This is a genomic window from Caulobacter sp. RHG1 (assembly GCF_013181195.1).
In the GTDB taxonomy this organism is placed as follows: Bacteria; Pseudomonadota; Alphaproteobacteria; order Caulobacterales; family Caulobacteraceae; genus Caulobacter.
Genome location: NZ_SMZP01000001.1, coordinates 1 through 16,928 on the forward strand (window position 1 = coordinate 1; position 16,928 = coordinate 16,928).

Consider the following 16,928-nt stretch of genomic DNA (forward strand, 5'->3'; position numbering starts at 1 on the left):
GCCAGCGTGATCGTGATCGCGGCCGTCAGCGTCGTCTTGCCATGGTCAACGTGACCAATGGTGCCGATGTTGCAGTGCGGCTTAGTGCGTTCGAACTTTTCCTTGGCCATCGTCTCTACCTTCGCGCCGGCGGCTGTTGTTGGGGGTAACTCGGGGAGCTGGAGCGGGTAGCGGGAATCGAACCCGCATCCTCAGCTTGGAAGGCTGCTGCACTACCATTGTGCTATACCCGCCTATACCCAATGGGTTTGCGGGGTCGCGTCGGCTCCCGGTTCTGGCTTGGGACGCCCTGTCCTAAGGACCGGCCCGCTTTCAGAACTCGTCGCGTGCATGGTGGGGGAAGTAGGACTCGAACCTACGAAGGCTAACGCCAGGGGATTTACAGTCCCCCCCCTTTGCCACTCGGGACATTCCCCCAAGCACGCGACGGAGTTCCGAAGCCGGCGGCCTTTATCCGGTTCGACGTACAACAGCAAGCCATTGAACTACGAAACGGAACAAAAGCTTCTTTTGCCGGTGACGGACGATGCTAAGAGCAGCGCCGGCCGGCCCAGAAACCCTTGGGGCCCCAAATCGGAGCGCGTCTTATAGTGTCCTCTCATTCCGAACGCAACGACCGGAAACGTCCTTCTGCACAAGGACGCGATTTTCGTTCCAAGCCGCGGAAAGAAAACAGCTTTTCTCGCGGCCAAGGTGACGCCAAGGACTGGATTTGGGGGACTCACGCCGTAGAAGCGGCGCTTTCGAACCCTCTTCGACCGGCTCCGAAGCGCCTTCTGGCGACTCCTGACCGCGCCAAGCGACTCGCTCCGAATCTCCAGAAGCTGGCCTGCCTGCAGGTGATGGAAGGCCAGGAGATCGCCAAGCAGCTGCCGCAGGGCGCCGTGCACCAAGGGCTGGCCCTGAAGATCGACGAGCCTGAGTCGCTGTCGATCTCCGAGATGGGCGCCCCGGCCGAAGGACTGCTGGTGATGCTGGACCAGATCACCGACCCGCAGAACATAGGCGCCATCTTCCGCTCGGCCGCCGCATTCGGCGCCAAGGGCGTCATTCTGCAGGATCGCCACGCACCGGTGCTGTCGGGCGTCCTGGCCAAGACCGCCGTCGGCGCGGTCGACAAGGTCGCCCACGCGCGCGTGGTCAATCTATCCCGAGCGCTTGAGGAACTGTCCGAACTGGGCTGGCGAGCGGTCGCCCTGGCCGGCGAGGCCGAGCAGAACCTGGATGCGGTGCTGGACAGCCAGCCGACCGTACTTGTTCTGGGTTCGGAAGGTGAAGGTGTTCGTCGCCTGGTCGCAGAGCATTGTGATGCTTTGGGAAAGATCCCGATGCCGGGCGGTTTCGAGAGCCTGAATGTCTCCGCCGCAGCGGCCGTCGCCCTTTACGAGGCGTCGAAAGTTCGCGCGAAGGAAGAAACCGGTTCGTGAATCTCTCTTAACCGTTTTGATTTCGTCGCAAGCTCGTGCTTCTCTCGCGAACAACGGTCCGCGAGCGCCTGCTTTGCGGCGAATTCTGGCATGGGATCGGGGGACCCGATGTTTGAACGTAATATGCGCCTGGCCGCACTGACGACCGCGGCCACCGCTGCTCTGCTCCTCGCGGGCTGCAGCGGCGGCGAGCCGGTGGATACGCCGCCGCCCGCCAGCGACTATCACGCTGAGGTCGATCATTCTCGCGCCGACGCGCCGGACCTGATGGGCGCCGCGCCCGCGCCGGACGCCAGCCAGGCCCAGGACGGCCTGCTGGGCGGCCCCGGCTATCAACCCGGCCGCGTCGCCGAGCGCCCCCTGCCCCCGCCCGGCCAGCAGAACGCGCACCTGAAGACCTGGCGTCGCCCTGACGGCACGCTGGTCACGGCCATGCGCCCGATCGCCAATCCGAAGGGCGCGTCGCGCACCGAACAGCCGCGTCGTCACTATGCGCAGAAGCCCCAGGCCCAGCCGCATCGCGTCTATGCGAGCATCCCGGCCAAGCCCGCGCCCCAACCGGCCTACAAGCCCGCGCCGGTCGCCCAAAAGCCGGTGGCCAAGCCGCCGGTGATCGCCAACGCCAAGCCGATCACGCCCAAGACCGTGGCCCCGGCGCCCGCGCCGATCCAGGCCGCCAAGCCTGTCCAGCCCGCGACGCCGCTGGCCAAGCCGCCGGTCGTGGCCGCCGTTCCGGTGGTCCCGGCCAAGCCCGCGAGCAAGCTGGAACAGCTTCAAGCCGCCGTGGCGCCGGAAGCCACCGCCGGCGCCGTTCTGGCCGCAGGCGAGAGCCTGTCGAAGAACCAGCCGGGCCAGGTGACCCTCTCGCTGCCGGTCACCCTGGGCGACCGCATCAAGGAAGAAGCCGCCAAGCTCGGCCTGGGCAAGGCGGCTCGCAAGACCAGCGCCTACGCCAATCTGGAAGGCCAGGGCTACGAGATCACCCCGAACGGTCGTCAGACCGCCGTGGTCAAGCCGGGCGAGCCCACCACCTTCGCCTGGCAGGTCAAGCCGGGTCCGGAAGCCAAGGGCCAGATCCGCTCGCAGTTCGGCGTCGAGCTGAACGGAACCAAGCAGCCGCAAGGCTTCGCCCTGGGCGAGATCAGCAAGCGCGTCTTCACCCTGCCGGAAAAGGCCAAGTCCTCGTTCGGCGCCCTCAAGGGCCTGAACGGCAAGGTCTCGCTGCCCGGCGTCGGTGATGTGTCGCTCAAGACCGTGCTGGGCGTGGCCCTGGTGCTGCTGGCCCTGATCATCCTGGTCGGCGTCTCGCGCAACGCCGCGGCCTCGCGCCGCCGCGCCGAGCGCCAGCGCAAGTACCGCACCCTGACCGACTACGGCCGCAACGAGATGGAGTTCGAGGACCCCAAGCCGGCCTCGGCCAACGTCTCCTACGTCAACCCCTTCGTGGCCGCCGCCGGCGGCGCGGCGGTGGGCGCGGTCGCGGCCTCGGCCTTCTCGAACCATGACAACAACCACGGCCGCGACAGCCAAGGTCACGACGCACACGGCCATCAGCCGTTCGCGAACCATGATGCCGGCCATGGCGCCGACCACGGCCACACGGCTCATGACGACCACGCTCACCACGCCCAGGCTCATCCCGAGCCGCACGCGCCGGCCGAGCATGTCTCGTACGTGAACCCGATGGTCGCCGCCGCGGCCGCGCCGGCTCCAGCCGCGCACGATCACGACGACCACGGTGATCATGATCATCCGCTGCAGGCTCCGGCCGCTCACGATGATCACGGCCACCACGCCAAGAAGCCCGAGCCTGCCCACTAAGCGGTTCGCGCTCGCCTGAAATCAGCGCCCCGGATCGATGATCCGGGGCGCTTTTACTTTATGCGCGGGCCGGCTCTTTTGCGCCTTGCATCGCCGCCCACACCGCCGCATTGAGGACGCATGTTTGAAACCCTGACGGCCCAGCTGAGCGGGATGCAGGCGCCCCTGATGGCCCTGCTGCAAGTGCTGATGATCGACCTGGTCCTGGCTGGCGACAACGCTGTGGCCGTGGGTCTCGCCGCTGGCGGTCTGCCGCCCCAGCAGCGCAAGAAGGTCATCCTGTACGGCCTAGGCGCGGCCGTGGTGCTGCGCATCACCTTCGCCCTGATCACCACCTGGCTGCTGGGCGTCATCGGCCTGCTGCTGGCCGGCGGCTTCCTGCTGCTGTGGGTCTGCTGGAAGATGTGGCGCGAGATGCGCGAGCAAGCCGCGCACGACGACGCCATGGCCGCCATCGACGGCGATCCGACCACCGAGCCCAAGACCCGCCAGGCCAAGACCTTCAAGCAGGCCTTCATCCAGGTGCTGATCGCCGACGTCTCGATGTCGCTGGACAACGTGCTGGCTGTCGCCGGCGCCGCCCGCGAACATCCCGGGATCCTGGTGTTCGGCCTGATCCTGTCGATCATCCTGATGGGCGTGGCTGCCAGCGCCATCGCCAACCTGCTGCACAAGCACCGCTGGATCGGCTTCGTCGGCCTGGCCATCGTGCTGTACGTCGCCCTGCACATGATCTGGCAGGGCCACCGCAGCGTGGTCATGGACCTGCACCAGACCCCCGCCTACAACGCCGCCGCGCCCGCCCCGCTGGACATTTCGCCGGACGAGGTGGCCAAGCACGAGAAGCACAAGTAGCGGGGCCGAAAACCTCGTCCTTCGACAAGCTCAGGATGAGGTTTTCTGCTGCATCGACATGGATCCTCACCCTGAGCTTGTCGAAGGGCGAGGATCACCGCGCTGGCAGCGGCGGCAGGTCCAACCGGCGCAGGTCGGCCATCTTGGCATAGAGCCGCAGGATCGCGTGGTGACGTGGCCAGTCCTCGCGCGCCTCGACCGCTTCGTGCAGGCCGATCAGCGCCTTGCGCAGAGTGGCGTTGACGCTGTCCAACGCGCCGAGGGTCAGCGCGTCCGTCGCCGGCCAGTCGGCATTCAGCCCATAGTCGGCCGCCGCTTCGTCTAGCGTCGCCCGGATCAGGACGTTCTCCTCGACCCGCGCCGCCACGCCGCGTTCGGCCTCCTGGGCCGCGAGCAGCGACAGCAAGGCCACCAGCCCGACCTTGCCGGCCATGAACTCGCCCTGCTGTTCGGGCGGTCCGGGATCAGCCATGCACATGAAGTTGCCGACCAGGATGTCGGGGAGGCTCGGGGTCATTGCAGGTCCTCCAGGCGTAACAGGGCAGCGGCCAGGATCTCGTCGTGCCTGCGGGCGGTGTACCAGCCCGACACCGCCAGGATCGGCTCCTTGAAGCCGCCGTCGCGATACTCCTTGGCCGCCGAGGTCCAGATCGCCTGCCCCTTCACCGCGGCGAACAGCGACCACCAGGAAAGCGCTCTTTCATCGACTGTCAGGCCACTGGCCTGCGACCAGATCGCCAGCGCCTCGTCGCGCGGAATCATCGCCGCCACCGTCGTCGCGTCGAACGGATTCCACAACGGATCGATGGCCCAGGCCAGGTCCTCCAGCGGATCGCCCAGATGCACCATCTCCCAGTCCAGCACCGCCAGGATGCGGCCGTTGGGATCGTGCAGGAAGTTGCCGCCGCGATAGTCGCCATGCACCACCCGCACGGCCTTGGGCGGCGGCGGCGGTTTGCGGCGCAGAGCCCGGATGGCGGCGCGGACGATCGGCTGGGGGTGCTGCTCGTCGGCCTCGATGACCCCGGCCCAATGGTCGACGGCCATGCTCCAGCAGGTCTCCGGCGCCGGAACGCCATCGCGGGCCAAGGGCAGGTCGGCGGGTTCGGCTCCGGCGATCTTGCCCAGGATGCCGAAGAACGCCTCCCCCACCGTGCGGGCATGGGCGCCGTAGGGCATGACCGTGAACGGCGAGGCCACGGTCCCACCCTCGATCCGCTCCATGATGAAGAACGGCCGCTCCAGCTCGGCCCCTTCGGCTTCCATCGCCACCGGACGCGGCGCGGGCACACGATCGTGGAAGCTCTCCAGCGCCAGATATTCCAGGCTGCGGTCGGTCTCGATCAGGCTGCCCGGCGGATCGCGGCGCAGGATCAGCGGTCGGGACCCCTCCCCTGTCCTGGCGACGAAGCGATAGGTCTCGCGGCTGGCCCCGCCGGGGATGCGAGAGAGATCGGCCACCGTCACCGGCTGCCGCCAGGTGCGGCTCAGATACGCCTCCAGGCGCTCCTGCAGGCCGCTCAAGGCGCCATGTCCAGGATCGAGGCGAAGTCCGACGGCGCATGCGGACCGATGGCCAGTTGCTCGAAGACTCCCCTGCCCTTCCGCTCTCGTCCGGCGCCGTCGACATAGGTCACATCGCTGAGCGCCTGAACGTGCAGGTGGAACGGCAAGGCCCGATCCAGATCGGCCAGGGTGAAGTCCTCACGCTCGACCTTCAGCTCGCCATGGTTCAGGCCATGGCCCCAGACCGGATGGCCATAGCCCAGGCCCAGCATGAAGAACTCGGTCTTGGGCGCGATGGTCATCTTCCCGTCGGCCCCGAGGTCCAGGGTCGCGGCGGCGGCGTGGCGCGTGCCGCTCTTCCACTGGATGGCGCAGGACGACTCCGCGAAGCCGCCGAACGCTTCCTCGTGGCTGTCATCTTTCAGCCAGACCGCGCGGCGGTTCCACAGCCGGCCCAGTTCGTCGTCATTGGTGTGGAAGAACAGGCTGCCGTCCTCGAAATTGCACGGCGCCCACAGCCAGAAGAATTGCGGCAAGGCCGGCGGGGCCAGGTCCTGGGCGTCCTTTGCGCCGACCGGTCGTACGCCCCACGAGCGGTCCCGAGTGCCGACGAAGCCATCCACCGACGTCCGTACGCCATCGACCTCGATCCAGCCGGCATAGCGGCCATTCTGGGTCAGGCGAGTATAGTCCAGCAGGGTGCGCGGGCCGTTGCGGCGCACGAAGCGCGGCTCCTCGATCGGGAAGGCTCGGCCGGTGAAGACGATCTCGGCGGCGATGCCCTGTTCGGGCGCCGCCACGGTCAGCTTCAGGCGCTGCAGCGGCTCGACGACATCGATAGAGATCGGGCCGACGGTCAGGTCCATCCGCTCCGAGCGTAGCCAACGGCTGGCGTGCAGATTGACCTGCTTGCCGTCCTTCATCACGCAGAAGGCCGCGTCGGCGATGTTCAGATGCGGATAGACCCCGAAGGCGGCGGCGAAGAACAGGTCTCCGCCATCGCCGGAGGCTGCGTAGCCGTTGAAGAAATAGCGGTCATAGAAGTTTCGATCCGTCCCGGCGTAGGCCACGGGTTCAGGCGTCTGATGGATCGGGTAATCGTCGCCCCAGGTGAGCGCCATGCCGTCCTCCCCTGTTCGCGCGGCGCTCTTGTTTCCGTAAGGAAGCGGCGTCGCTTTACGTCCAGATGATCGACGTTAAGGTCGCGGTTGACGATTGCAACGGTGACGGAACGTAAAGCGGATGAAGGCCTGGACTCCTCGCACCTGGACGGGCCTGGCGGCGATCAGCGGCCTGCTGGCCGTCGGCTTCGGCGCCTTCGCCGCGCATGGCGTCACCGAGCCCAAGCCGGTCGAGTGGCTGAAGACCGGCTCGCAGTATCAGATGTTCCACGCCCTGGCAGTGATCGGCGCGGCCGCCCTGCACCGCCTTGGCGTCAAGGGAATGGGCCTGACGGCGGGCCTGTTCCTGGCCGGGACGCTGATCTTCACCGGCACGCTCTACGCCATGGCGCTGGGCGCGCCGCGCATTCTTGGCGCGGTCACGCCGATCGGCGGCGTGCTGCTGATGGCCGGCTGGGCTCTATTGGCCTGGCGCGGCTTCAGTTGGAAGGATCAGGCCTGACACTTCTTCGCGCCCGGCAGGGCCAGGAAGAAGATCGCCAGCGCCGAGCCGACCAGGCAAGCGAACATCACCCCGGCCACCGGGCGCGGCGTTCCGTCGTGCAGCAGGCCGCCCGCCCATGAGGCTAGCGCCCCCGCCCCGAACGAGGCCGAGCCCATCAGGGCCGAGATCGAGCCGGCGCGGCGCGGGTCGACGCTGAGCGCGCCGGCCATGGTGTTGCCGCCCATCAGGCCGTAGATCGACAGCGCGCCGAACAGCAGCGGCAGCACGGTCCACTGGCCGCCCCAGCCGGTCCAGGCCGCCAGGGTCAGCAGGAAAGCCGCTGCGATCGAGGCGATGCTGGCCTTCTTCAGCACCTGGTCGGGGGTGGCGCGGCGCAGCAGCCAGCGATTGACCTGGCTGGCCCCGATGATACCCACGGCGTTGAAGGCGAAGATCAGGTTGAAGACCAGCGGCGTGTGGCCGTAGGTCCCCATCACCAGGTCCGGCGCGCCCGAGATGTAGGTGAACAGCACAGCCCCGTTCAGCGCCCCGGCCAGGGCGTAACCCATCAGCCGCCGCATGCCGAACAGCGCCACATAGGCGCGCAGCGGGTTCTCAGAACGGGCCTGGGCCTCGGTCTCGGCCGAGCGCGACTCCGACAGGCCGAAGAACACCCACAGGCCGATCAGGGCTCCGAAGCCCACCAAGGTCCAGAACACAGCGCGCCAACCGCCCAGGAACTGCACGACGCCGCCCAGTTGCGGGGCCAGCACCGGCGCCAGGCCCATGATCAGGGTCATCAGCGACAGGATGCGGGCGGTGTCGGCGTGGCCGAAGCGGTCACGGACCACGGCGCGAGCGATTACCGCGCCGGCGCAACCGCCCAAGGCCTGGACGAAGCGCGCGGTGATCAGGGTCTCGATGTTCGGGGCCAGGGCGCAGATCACCGAGGCGATGAAATAGACCCCGATGCCGACCAGCAGCGGCAGGCGGCGGCCGAACCGGTCCGAGGCCGGGCCATAGACGAACTGGCCGATGGCCATGCCGGCGAAGAAGGCCGCCAGGGTCGCCTGGGTCTGGTCGGGCCCTGCGTTCAGGGTTCGACCGATCGACGGCAGGCTGGAAAGGTACATGTCGATCGACATCGGCGCGAAGGCCGTCATCGCGCCCAGCAGCAGAACGAGCCGCCAGGGAACGGCGGAAGGCGGCGGCGCGGTAATGTCAGTCATGCGCGCCTTTTACGCCCCTTTGCCGCTGCGGAAAGCTCAAATGCTGCTTGCCCGCCCCCGATGCGGGCTTCAGGGTGATCGGCAATTACATAACAATATTGGGAGAACAGCGCTCATGACGGCAGCCCACCCGCAGGCCCCGCCCCTGCCAGAGCCGCAGTTCGCCGACGTCAACGGCATCCGCTTGGCCTATTACGAGGCCGGTCCGCGCCAGGGCGTCCCCATCGTCTTCTGTCACGGCTTTCCGGAACTGGCCTTCTCCTGGCGCTACCAGATCGCCGCCCTGGCCGCCGCCGGTCGCTGGGTAATCGCGCCCGACCAGCGCGGCTATGGCCTGACGCCGGGGCCCGAAGCGGTCGAGGCCTATGACATCGACTGTCTGACCGGCGATCTCGTAGGGCTGCTCGATCACCTGGGCGTGGAGAAGGCGATCCTGGTCGGCCACGACTGGGGCGGCATCATTGTCTGGCAGGCGCCGCTGCTGCACCCGGACCGCATCGCCGGCGTCGTGGGGTTGAACACCCCCTTCACCCCGCGCCTGCCGCTGGATCCGATCGTCATGTACCGCAACGCTTTCGGGGACGACATGTACATCGTCCACTTCCAGAAGCCCGGGGTGGCCGACGCCCAGCTGGGCGCGGATCCGGAAAAGACGATCCGCTTTTTCATGCGTCTGCCCAAGGGCACGCAGGAGGACTTCCTGTCGCGTCCGGCCGAGAAGCGCAGCCTGGCCCTGCAGGACGCGCTGGCGCACTACGATCCCGCGACCGACCAGAACCAGTTCCTGACGCCCGACGAACTGGCCGTGTTCGTCGAGGCCTTCCAGCGCACCGGATTCACCGGCGGCATCAACTGGTACCGCAACTTCACCCGCAACTGGGAGCGGGCCGAAGCCCTGCCCCGCCGCATCGACGCCATCCCCTGCCTGATGATCATGGCCGAGCTGGACGTGGTGCTGCCGCCGTCCATGGCCGACCGCATGGGCGAGCAGATCGAGGATCTCGAGAAGGTGCTGATCGAGGGCAGCGGCCACTGGACCCAGCAGGAGAAGCCGGACGAAGTGAATGCCGCCCTGCTGGACTGGCTGGATCGCAAATTCCCCCAGTAGCGGGCTAGTTCCGCGACGCCATCATCGCCTCGGCCCGGCGGCGCATGGCGGCCGCCAGCTGCAGCATGGCCAAGGCCGAGACCTCGTCACGCTCGGCGGCGCGCAGGCTGTAGACATTGGCCATGGCGTACAAGGCTTCGACGCGGTCGACGCCCTCGGCCCCGAACATGTCGCCGATCTGGCGATCCAACTCGGCCAGCTGGACGGGATTGAGCATCGCGAGCAGTTCGTCGTCGGAATAGTCTTCAGGGGCGATCTGAGTCATGGGCCGCAACATACATAAGGTTACGAAAGGCGCGAGCCCGTGCGCATCGGCCGTTCACAGCCCGGCTGGAAACACGCTAGGGTCGCGTCATGGATCGTAACGTTTCCGCCGCCGCCATGAGTTCCGTCGGCCGTCGCAGCCTCTATCGCGAGGTCGAGCCGTTCTCGTTCGGCTGGATGCCGACCGGGAGCCAGCACGAGATCTACTACGAGGAATGCGGCAATCCGCGCGGCAAGCCGTGCGTGATCCTGCACGGCGGTCCCGGCGGCGCGGTCAATCCGACGATGCGGCGGTTCTTCGATCCGGCCAAATGGCGCATGACCCTGTTCGACCAGCGCGGCTGCGGGCGCTCGCGCCCGAACGCCAGCCTGGACGACAATACGACCTGGAGCCTGATCGAGGATATCGAGCGGCTGCGCGAGCATCTGGGCGTCGAGAAGTGGACGGTGTTCGGCGGCTCGTGGGGCTCGACCCTGGCCCTGGCCTACGCCATCAAGCACCCCGACCGGGTCGACGGCCTGGTTTTGCGCGGCATCTTCCTGCTGACCGATCGCGAGCTGCGCTGGTTCTACCAGGAAGGCGCGTCGATGCTGTTCCCGGACGCCTGGGAGCGCTTCCTGGCCCCGATCCCGGAGGAAGAGCGCGGCGACCTGATGACGGCCTATCACCGCCGCCTGGTGGCGCCCGATCGCCGCGTGCAGCTGGAAGCCGCCGCCGCCTGGAGCCAGTGGGAAGGCGACACCATCTCGCTGCGAGGGCCGGAGGCCCGTCCCCCTAAATTCAATGAAGAAGACTTCGCGATCGCCTTCGCGCGGATCGAGTGCCACTTCTTCACCAACAAGGGCTTCTTCGACCACGACGGCTGGATCCTGGCCAATATCGACCGCATCCGCCACATCCCGGGCTGGATCGTGCAGGGCCGCTTCGACGTGGTGACGCCGCTGGACAGCGCCTGGCGCCTGCACAAGGCCTGGCCCGAGGCCCGCTTCGACATCATCTGGGACGCCGGCCACGCCTCGACCGAGCCGGGCGTCATCGACGGCCTGATCCGGGCGACGGACGCGGCGCTGGTGTCGTAGGCACAGCGCGTCCTTCGAGGCTCGCCTTCGGTTCGCTCTCAGGGTGAGGAATTCAGTACGGACGTCCTCATCCTGAGGCGCCCGCGCAGCGGGCCGCGAAGGACGCACTGTAGCCCTACATCCACGAGCCCTTGCCGCTGGTCACCTCGGTGTAGCGGTGCACGCGGACGGCCTGGATCAGGCCAAAGCCGATCATCACCGTCAGCATGACGGTGCCGCCGTACGACAGCATCGGCATCGGCACGCCGACGACCGGCGCCATGCCCATCACCATGCCGCCGTTGATCAGAACGTAGAGGGCGAAGGTCGAGATCGTGCCGCCGGCGGCCAGACGGCCGAAATGGCTGTGGCTGATCGAGGCGATGCGCAGGGCCATGAAGATCACCGCGCCGTACAGAAACAGCACGGTGAAACAGCCGACGAAGCCGAACTCCTCCGCCAGCGTGGCGAAGATGAAGTCGGTCTGCTTCTCGGGCAGGAAGTTCAGCTGGCTCTGTGAGCCCAGGCCAAAGCCCTTGCCCAGCAGGCCGCCCGAGCCCAGGGCGATCTTGGACTGCAGGATGTGGTAGCCATTGCCCGACGGATCGCTCTCGGGGTTCATGAAGGTCAGCACGCGATTACGCTGATAGTCGTGCAGCACGAACATCACGAACGGCGGGATGGCGACCATGACCGCCACGACGCCAGCGATGATGATCCGCCAGGACAGGCCCGCCAGCACCACGATCGACAGGCCTGTGGCCGTGATCAGCACCGCGGTGCCCAGGTCGGGCTGGTGGGCCACCAGCAGCACGGGCAAGGCGATCATCGTCGCCGGGATCAGCAACCGCCAGGACATCCGGGCGCTGTCCGACGACAGGCCGTGATAGTAGCGCGCCAAGGCCAGCACGAGGCCGATCTTCATCACCTCGGAAGGCTGAAAGCGGAAGCCGCCGATCGACAGCCAGCGCTGGGCGCCCAGCGACACATCGCCGACCACCTCCACCGCGATCAGCAGCAGCAGGCCTATGCCGTAAACCGGATAGGCGGCCATGAACCACCAGCGCAGGTCGCACATGGCCAGGGCGACCATGATGATGAAATAGACCCCGAAGCGCAGCAGGTGACGCGCCGCCCAGGGCTCCCACGAGGCGCCGGCGATGGAGAACAGCATCAGCGCGCCCGATCCGGCGATCAGGCACAGGACCAGACAGAACGTCCAGTCGATCTCCATGAACTTGATGGTCGGCCGGTCGCGTTCGCCGGGCCGGCTGAGGCCGCCGCTCAAAGTCATTACAGGCCTCCTGTCGGCGTGCCGGGCGGCGGCGGACCGGGCTCGGGCGGCGGCGCTTCCTCGACCGGATCCTCCGGCGCGGCGCCTTCCATGATGTCCTCGACCGGCGCTTCCGGCAGCGGCGCGGGGCGCTCGATGCGGGCGCGGATCTCCGGATCCTTCAGCAGGGCCACGCGCATGACCTCGCGCGCACGCGGCGCACCCGCGGTGGCGCCGCCCATGCCGCCGTGCTCGATGATGACCGACACCGCATAGCGCGGGTCGTCATAGGGCGCGAAGGCCACGAAGAGATTGTGGTCCTTGAGCCGCCAGCGCACGTCGTCGCTCTTGCGCGACACGCCCTTGTCGTAGCTGCGGACCTGGGCCGTACCGGTCTTGCCGGCCATCTGGATGTCGCCCAAGCCCAGCTGGCTGTTGCGATAGGCGGTGCCGGTGACGTCGTTGGCCACGGCGGCCATGCCGCCGCGCACATAGGCCAGGTGCTCGGGCGAGAACGGCAGGTCGGGCACGTCGGCGCCGCTCGGCTGCTCGACGTCGCCGACCGATTTGACCAGGCGCGGGTTGAGGGCCTTCTTGGCGTTGGCGAGGCGCGCGGTCATCACCGCCAGTTGCAGGGCGTTGACGGTCAGGGCGCCCTGCCCGATGCCGTAGCTGGGCGTCTCACCCGGAAACCAGATCTGGTTGGCGGGATTCTTTTTGAACGCCCGCTTCTTCCATTCCGGATCGGGGACTAGGCCCTTTTTCTGGCCGGGAATGCCGATGTCGAAGATCTGGCCAAACCCCATGGCCCGCGCCGCATTGGCGATCGCGGTCGGCCCCACCTTCAGCGACGTCTGGTAGAAATAGATGTCGCACGAGTTCTTGATGGCGTCGTGCATGTTCTGAGAGCCGTGGCCGCCCGGCTTGTAACAGCGCCAGGTGCGGCCGCCGTAGTACCAGCTACCGCCGCAGAAGATCCGCACCTCGGGATTGATGCCCGCAGCGAGAGCGGCCAGCGACACCGTCGGCTTGAAGGTCGAGCCCGGCGGGAAGACGCCGGTCATCGCCTTGTCGAGCAACGGCTTGCGCTCATACTCGGCCAGGGCCTTGTATTCCGGCCCGCTGAGGCCGCGCACGAAGCGGTTGGCGTCGAAGCTGGGCGCGGAGACCATGCACAGCAAGTCGCCCGTGCGGCAGTCCATGACCACGATGGCGCCGCTCTCGTCGCCCATCACCTCGAGGGCGCGGTTCTGGATGTCGGCGTCCAGGGTCAGGCGAACAGCCTTGCCCGCGGTGGGCGGGATGTCGCCGGCCGGGTCCAGGCGCACGACGCGGCCCTGCGCATCCACCTCGGTCTTGGTGGCGCCGGTGCGGCCGCGCAGCTCGATGTCGAAGGCCTTCTCGACGCCCTGCTTGCCGATACGGAAGCCCGGATGATGCAGCAGTTCCTGGTCCTGGGTCGGATCCTTCTTGGCCGCCTCCAGGTCGCGGTCGCTGACCTTGGCGACATAGCCGATCACGTGGGCGAAGGCCCCCCCGAACGGATAGACCCGCACCTCGCCCATGTCGGCGGTGACGTTGGGCAGTTCGGGCGCGCGGATATTGACCCGCGAGAACTCTTCCCAGGACAGGTCTTCCATCACCACGACTGGAGCCTTGCGCGGCGCGCGCTCCAGATCGCGCAGCACGCGGGCGCGGCGGGTGCCGTCGATCGGGACCAGCTTGGTCAGGTCGTCCAGGACGGCCTCGGCGTCCAGGCCCTTGTCCTTGTTGATCATCAGACGGAAGTTGGGCCGGTTGGACGCCAGCGACACGCCGTTGCGGTCAAGGATCAGGCCGCGCGGCGGCGGCACCAGGCGGTAATTGAACTGGTTGCCGGCCGAAAGCTTCTGGTAGCGCTGGGCCTCGACCAGTTGCAGCTGGGCCAGGCGACCGCCCAGGGCCAACAGGCCCACACCCGTGAGACCGCCCAACAGGAACGCGCGTCGGTGGAAGACCCCCTGGCGCTCGTTGACCTCGAAGAAGAAGATTGAGGGCTCGCTCATCGCCTCACCGGAACCGCACGTCGGCGTCCTCGAAGCGATCGAGCAAGCGGTGAGCGAACGGGAACAGCAGAGCCGTGACCAGGAACTGCCAGAACACGGCCAGCAGGCTGGGCATGGCCAGGCTGTCGAGCATCGTGAACAGGAAGCCCGCGGTCATGGCCACGGCGGTGGCGCCGGCGAACCAGATCCACAGCATCGGTCGGCTCTGACCGGTCATCATGTTGCGCAGGATCAGCACCAAGGCGTAGGCGACCAGCAAGGCCAGGCCCCACAGGCCGGTCGGGCCGCCCCAGAAGATGTCCAGGAACAGGCCCAGCAGCAGGATCGCGAACGGGGCCAGGATCGAGGGCCGGATCAGCGCCCAGGCGAACGCCGGAACCATGGCGAACACCGGCTCGGGCAGTTGCAGGCCCCAGATGCGGATCGGCGCGGAGAACACCACCGTCGCGACAATGCACAGCAGCATCGGCACGCCCAGCCAGCGGCCGGGGTTGAGAGGCCGCGCGCCGCTCATGCTCATCGGGGCGCTCCCGCCGGCGCGGGCGTCGTGGCCGCCGCAGGGGCCGCTGGACGCGGCGCGGCCGGACGGGGCTGAGCCGGCGCAGGCGCGGTCGTCGTCGCTGCCGGCAGGGTCGCGGCCGGGATCGGCGGCTTCGGCGCCGACAGGATCGAGGTCTGCGGATCCTCGGTCGTGACCGGCGGAAGGCTGCGGGTCTGCAGCGCCTTTTCGTCGGCCAGCTGGGCGAAGTCCTTGAACAGCAGGACGCGGATATAGTCGATCGACGACTGGTCGGCGAACAGCACCACGCGCCAGCGGCCGTCCAGGCCCTTCACGGCCGCGCCCACAGGCAGGCCGCGCGGCACGACGCCGCCATCGCCGGAGGTGACGACGCGGTCGCCCTGCTGGATCGGATCGACGCCGCGCAGATACTCGAGTTTCGGATTGGGCCCGCCGTCGCCGGTCAGGATGGCGCGGGCGTTGGTGCGGTCGATCATCACCGGCGTGCGCGAGGCGATGTCGGTCAGCAGCAGCACACGGCTGGCGCCGCGCGAGACGCCGACGACGCGACCGATCAGACCGCGCTCGTTCAGCACCGGGTTGCCCACCACGATGCCGCGCTCCGAACCGGCGTCGGCCAGACGGGTGTTGGCGAAGGGGCCGCGGCTGTCGGCCACCACGCGGGCGGCGGCCATCGGGATCGGCGGATCGGTGCGCAGGCCCATCAGCGACTTGAAGCGCTGGTTCTGGTCCTGCAGGTCCAGGGCCCGGTCACGCCACTGACGCATCTCGGCCAGCTCGGCCTTCAGGCGACGGTTTTCCGACGCGGTGAAGAAGTAGCTGCGCACATAGTCGAAGCCGAGACCCGTCCAGCGGCCGGGCGCGGCGATGGCGCCGCTGACCGGCTTGGCCACGACGTCCACCGTCTGGCGAGTCACGCCGTAGGCCTGCTCCTGGAGCGTCTCTCGACGATCAGCCAGCAGGAAGGCTACGGCGATGACGGCCGCCACGATCAGGGCCACCGCCGCCGTCCAGGTAAGCGGCACTTTCAGGTCGCCGAGGGGACCTTCACGAAAGGGCACGAACTTCTGTCTCCCGACGCCCCCCGAGGCGTCTCTAGAGCAATGTTATTAGGCCAGGGTGGATTCCAGGACGCCCTTCATCCACTTCGGGTGCTCCAGCACCTTGCCGCAGCCCAGGGCCACGCACGAGAGCGGATCGTCGGCCACCGTCACCGGCAGGCCGGTGTGGTCGCGGATCTCGGCGTCCAGGCCGCGCAGCAGCGCGCCGCCGCCGGTCAGCATGATGCCCTTGTCGGCGATGTCCGACGCCAGTTCCGGCGGGGTGGCTTCCAGGGCCACCTTCACGGCCTCGACGATCTGCCCGACCGGTTCCGCCAGGGCGTCGGCGGCCTGCTTTTCGCTGATGCGGACTTCGCGCGGCACGCCCTGCATCAGGTCGCGGCCCTTGACGTCGATCGACAGGCCTTCGCCGTCGGCCGGCGCGCGGGCGGTGCCGATTTCCTTCTTGATGCGCTCGGCGGTCGTCTCGCCGATCAGCAGGTTATGGTGGCGACGCATGTAGCTGATGATCGCTTCGTCCATCTTGTCGCCGCCGACGCGGACCGAACGCGAATAGACGATGCCCGACAGCGACAGCACGGCCACCTCGGTGGTGCCGCCGCCGATGTCGACGACCATCGAGCCGGTCGGCTCGTGGATGGGCAGGCCGGCGCCGATCGCGGCGGCCATCGGCTCGTCGATCAGGCCGACGCGGCGCGCGCCGGCGTTCAGGCAGCTGTCGTTGATGGCGCGGCGTTCCACGGCGGTGGCGCCCGACGGCACGCACACGATCACCTTGGGATTCACGAAGCCCTTGCGGTTGTGAACCTTGCGGATGAAGTACTTGATCATCTCTTCGGCGACTTCGAAGTCGGCGATGACGCCGTCACGCATCGGGCGGATGGCTTCCATGTGGCCCGGGGTGCGGCCCAGCATCTGCTTGGCCTCGATGCCGACGGCGTGGACGACCTTGCGGCCGCCGACATTGCGCAGCGCCACGACCGACGGCTCGTTCAACACGATGCCCTTACCCTTCTGATAGATGAGGGTATTGGCCGTTCCGAGGTCGATGGCGATGTCGTTCGAGATCACGCCGAAGAGGGAAGAGAACATTGAAGGCCCTGACTGAGGGGTAGGAGGGGCGTTACGGGCAGATGAAAGACGTCAGATCGAAGA

General features: G+C 67.7%; 17 protein-coding genes, 2 tRNA genes and 1 pseudogene. 6 read left to right on the top strand and 14 right to left on the bottom strand.

Annotated elements, in window-relative coordinates:
- From E1H18_RS00005 to E1H18_RS00015, 3 genes are all read right to left on the bottom strand, one after another.
- On the bottom strand, positions 1–110 hold a 110-nt coding region (locus tag E1H18_RS00005), incomplete at its 3' end, for a GTP-binding protein (RefSeq protein WP_172262485.1).
- A gap of 49 nt (positions 111–159) precedes the next feature.
- Positions 160–233, bottom strand: a tRNA-Gly gene (locus tag E1H18_RS00010).
- 98 nt (positions 234–331) lie between these two features.
- Positions 332–417: transfer RNA gene (locus E1H18_RS00015), tRNA-Tyr, on the bottom strand.
- Positions 418–590: 173 nt separating this feature from the next.
- On the opposite strand from E1H18_RS00015, the gene rlmB reads away from it, so the two are divergent.
- The 3 genes from rlmB to E1H18_RS00030 all read left to right on the top strand — a co-directional run bounded on the left by rlmB (position 591) and on the right by E1H18_RS00030 (position 4,103).
- Positions 591–1,427, top strand: a complete 837-nt coding sequence (rlmB, locus tag E1H18_RS00020; protein ID WP_172262487.1) for a 23S rRNA (guanosine(2251)-2'-O)-methyltransferase RlmB — start codon at positions 591–593, stop codon at positions 1,425–1,427.
- Between the two features lie 108 nt (positions 1,428–1,535).
- The gene (locus tag E1H18_RS00025; RefSeq protein WP_304515709.1) at positions 1,536–3,248 is read left to right on the top strand and encodes a stalk-specific protein X; all 1,713 of its coding nucleotides are present in this window, start codon (positions 1,536–1,538) and stop codon (positions 3,246–3,248) included.
- 120 nt (positions 3,249–3,368) lie between these two features.
- Positions 3,369–4,103: a TerC family protein gene (locus tag E1H18_RS00030; protein ID WP_172262491.1), complete on the top strand. Its 735-nt coding sequence runs from the start codon at positions 3,369–3,371 to the stop codon at positions 4,101–4,103.
- Between the two features lie 8 nt (positions 4,104–4,111).
- On the opposite strand, the pseudogene E1H18_RS26565 reads toward E1H18_RS00030, so the two are convergent.
- The 4 genes and pseudogenes from E1H18_RS26565 to E1H18_RS00045 form a co-directional block, all read right to left on the bottom strand.
- A pseudogene (locus E1H18_RS26565) lies at positions 4,112–4,201 on the bottom strand (hypothetical protein); the annotation flags it as partial.
- A complete protein-coding gene (locus E1H18_RS00035) occupies positions 4,198–4,620 on the bottom strand; it encodes a hypothetical protein (protein ID WP_172262492.1) in 423 nt (140 codons plus the stop codon). The pseudogene E1H18_RS26565 and the gene E1H18_RS00035, both read right to left, overlap by 4 nt.
- Complete coding sequence (locus tag E1H18_RS00040; RefSeq protein WP_172263830.1) at positions 4,617–5,618, bottom strand: phosphotransferase family protein; 1,002 nt, start codon at positions 5,616–5,618, stop codon at positions 4,617–4,619. Before E1H18_RS00040 ends, E1H18_RS00035 begins: the two co-directional genes overlap by 4 nt.
- 5 nt (positions 5,619–5,623) lie before the next feature.
- The gene (locus E1H18_RS00045) at positions 5,624–6,730 is read right to left on the bottom strand and encodes a hypothetical protein (protein ID WP_172262494.1); all 1,107 of its coding nucleotides are present in this window, start codon (positions 6,728–6,730) and stop codon (positions 5,624–5,626) included.
- A gap of 121 nt (positions 6,731–6,851) precedes the next feature.
- Here E1H18_RS00045 and E1H18_RS00050 point away from each other — a divergent pair, with 121 nt between their 5' ends.
- A complete protein-coding gene (locus E1H18_RS00050; protein ID WP_172262496.1) occupies positions 6,852–7,232 on the top strand; it encodes a DUF423 domain-containing protein in 381 nt (126 codons plus the stop codon).
- Here the strand turns inward: E1H18_RS00050 and E1H18_RS00055 are convergent.
- Entirely contained in the window at positions 7,223–8,443 is a 1,221-nt protein-coding gene (locus E1H18_RS00055; protein ID WP_172262498.1) for a multidrug effflux MFS transporter, read from the bottom strand. The genes E1H18_RS00050 and E1H18_RS00055 overlap by 10 nt on opposite strands.
- A gap of 115 nt (positions 8,444–8,558) precedes the next feature.
- Between E1H18_RS00055 and E1H18_RS00060 the strand changes: the two genes are divergently transcribed.
- Positions 8,559–9,551 carry an alpha/beta fold hydrolase gene (locus E1H18_RS00060; RefSeq protein ID WP_172262500.1) on the top strand — a complete coding sequence of 331 codons (993 nt, stop codon included), beginning with the start codon at positions 8,559–8,561 and terminating at the stop codon, positions 9,549–9,551.
- A gap of 4 nt (positions 9,552–9,555) precedes the next feature.
- Here E1H18_RS00060 and E1H18_RS00065 read toward each other — a convergent pair whose 3' ends face one another.
- The gene (locus E1H18_RS00065; protein WP_172262502.1) at positions 9,556–9,816 is read right to left on the bottom strand and encodes a low temperature requirement protein A; all 261 of its coding nucleotides are present in this window, start codon (positions 9,814–9,816) and stop codon (positions 9,556–9,558) included.
- An 89-nt stretch (positions 9,817–9,905) separates the two neighbouring features.
- Between E1H18_RS00065 and pip the strand changes: the two genes are divergently transcribed.
- A complete protein-coding gene (gene pip, locus E1H18_RS00070) occupies positions 9,906–10,895 on the top strand; it encodes a prolyl aminopeptidase (RefSeq protein ID WP_172262504.1) in 990 nt (329 codons plus the stop codon).
- A 115-nt stretch (positions 10,896–11,010) separates the two neighbouring features.
- On the opposite strand, the gene rodA is transcribed toward pip, so the two are convergent.
- From rodA to E1H18_RS00095, 5 genes are read right to left on the bottom strand one after another with little or no spacing between them, the layout of a single operon-like run.
- Positions 11,011–12,168: a rod shape-determining protein RodA gene (gene rodA / locus E1H18_RS00075; protein WP_172262506.1), complete on the bottom strand. Its 1,158-nt coding sequence runs from the start codon at positions 12,166–12,168 to the stop codon at positions 11,011–11,013.
- On the bottom strand, positions 12,168–14,192 hold the full coding sequence (gene mrdA, locus E1H18_RS00080) for a penicillin-binding protein 2 (RefSeq protein ID WP_172262508.1): 2,025 nt from the start codon (positions 14,190–14,192) through the stop codon (positions 12,168–12,170). Before mrdA ends, rodA begins: the two co-directional genes overlap by 1 nt.
- Before the next feature lie 4 nt (positions 14,193–14,196).
- Complete coding sequence (locus tag E1H18_RS00085) at positions 14,197–14,712, bottom strand: hypothetical protein (protein WP_172262510.1); 516 nt, start codon at positions 14,710–14,712, stop codon at positions 14,197–14,199.
- On the bottom strand, positions 14,709–15,773 hold the full coding sequence (mreC, locus tag E1H18_RS00090; protein ID WP_172262512.1) for a rod shape-determining protein MreC: 1,065 nt from the start codon (positions 15,771–15,773) through the stop codon (positions 14,709–14,711). Before mreC ends, E1H18_RS00085 begins: the two co-directional genes overlap by 4 nt.
- A gap of 48 nt (positions 15,774–15,821) precedes the next feature.
- Entirely contained in the window at positions 15,822–16,865 is a 1,044-nt protein-coding gene (locus E1H18_RS00095) for a rod shape-determining protein (protein WP_010919417.1), read from the bottom strand.
- Positions 16,866–16,928 lie beyond the last annotated feature (63 nt).

Bases quoted from the DNA above. Each gene is read 5' to 3' on its own strand.
- E1H18_RS00055 (WP_172262498.1), bottom strand. From the start codon at position 8,443: ATGACTGACATTACCGCGCCGCCGCCTTCCGCCGTTCCCTGGCGGCTC.
- E1H18_RS00035 (WP_172262492.1), bottom strand. From the start codon at position 4,620: ATGACCCCGAGCCTCCCCGACATCCTGGTCGGCAACTTCATGTGCATG.
- rodA (WP_172262506.1), bottom strand. From the start codon at position 12,168: ATGACTTTGAGCGGCGGCCTCAGCCGGCCCGGCGAACGCGACCGGCCG.
- E1H18_RS00050 (WP_172262496.1), top strand. From the start codon at position 6,852: ATGAAGGCCTGGACTCCTCGCACCTGGACGGGCCTGGCGGCGATCAGC.
- E1H18_RS00085 (WP_172262510.1), bottom strand. From the start codon at position 14,712: ATGAGCATGAGCGGCGCGCGGCCTCTCAACCCCGGCCGCTGGCTGGGC.
- E1H18_RS00045 (WP_172262494.1), bottom strand. From the start codon at position 6,730: ATGGCGCTCACCTGGGGCGACGATTACCCGATCCATCAGACGCCTGAA.
- E1H18_RS00060 (WP_172262500.1), top strand. From the start codon at position 8,559: ATGACGGCAGCCCACCCGCAGGCCCCGCCCCTGCCAGAGCCGCAGTTC.
- E1H18_RS00065 (WP_172262502.1), bottom strand. From the start codon at position 9,816: ATGACTCAGATCGCCCCTGAAGACTATTCCGACGACGAACTGCTCGCG.
- pip (WP_172262504.1), top strand. From the start codon at position 9,906: ATGGATCGTAACGTTTCCGCCGCCGCCATGAGTTCCGTCGGCCGTCGC.
- E1H18_RS00095 (WP_010919417.1), bottom strand. From the start codon at position 16,865: ATGTTCTCTTCCCTCTTCGGCGTGATCTCGAACGACATCGCCATCGAC.
- E1H18_RS00025 (WP_304515709.1), top strand. From the start codon at position 1,536: ATGTTTGAACGTAATATGCGCCTGGCCGCACTGACGACCGCGGCCACC.
- mrdA (WP_172262508.1), bottom strand. From the start codon at position 14,192: ATGAGCGAGCCCTCAATCTTCTTCTTCGAGGTCAACGAGCGCCAGGGG.
- E1H18_RS00030 (WP_172262491.1), top strand. From the start codon at position 3,369: ATGTTTGAAACCCTGACGGCCCAGCTGAGCGGGATGCAGGCGCCCCTG.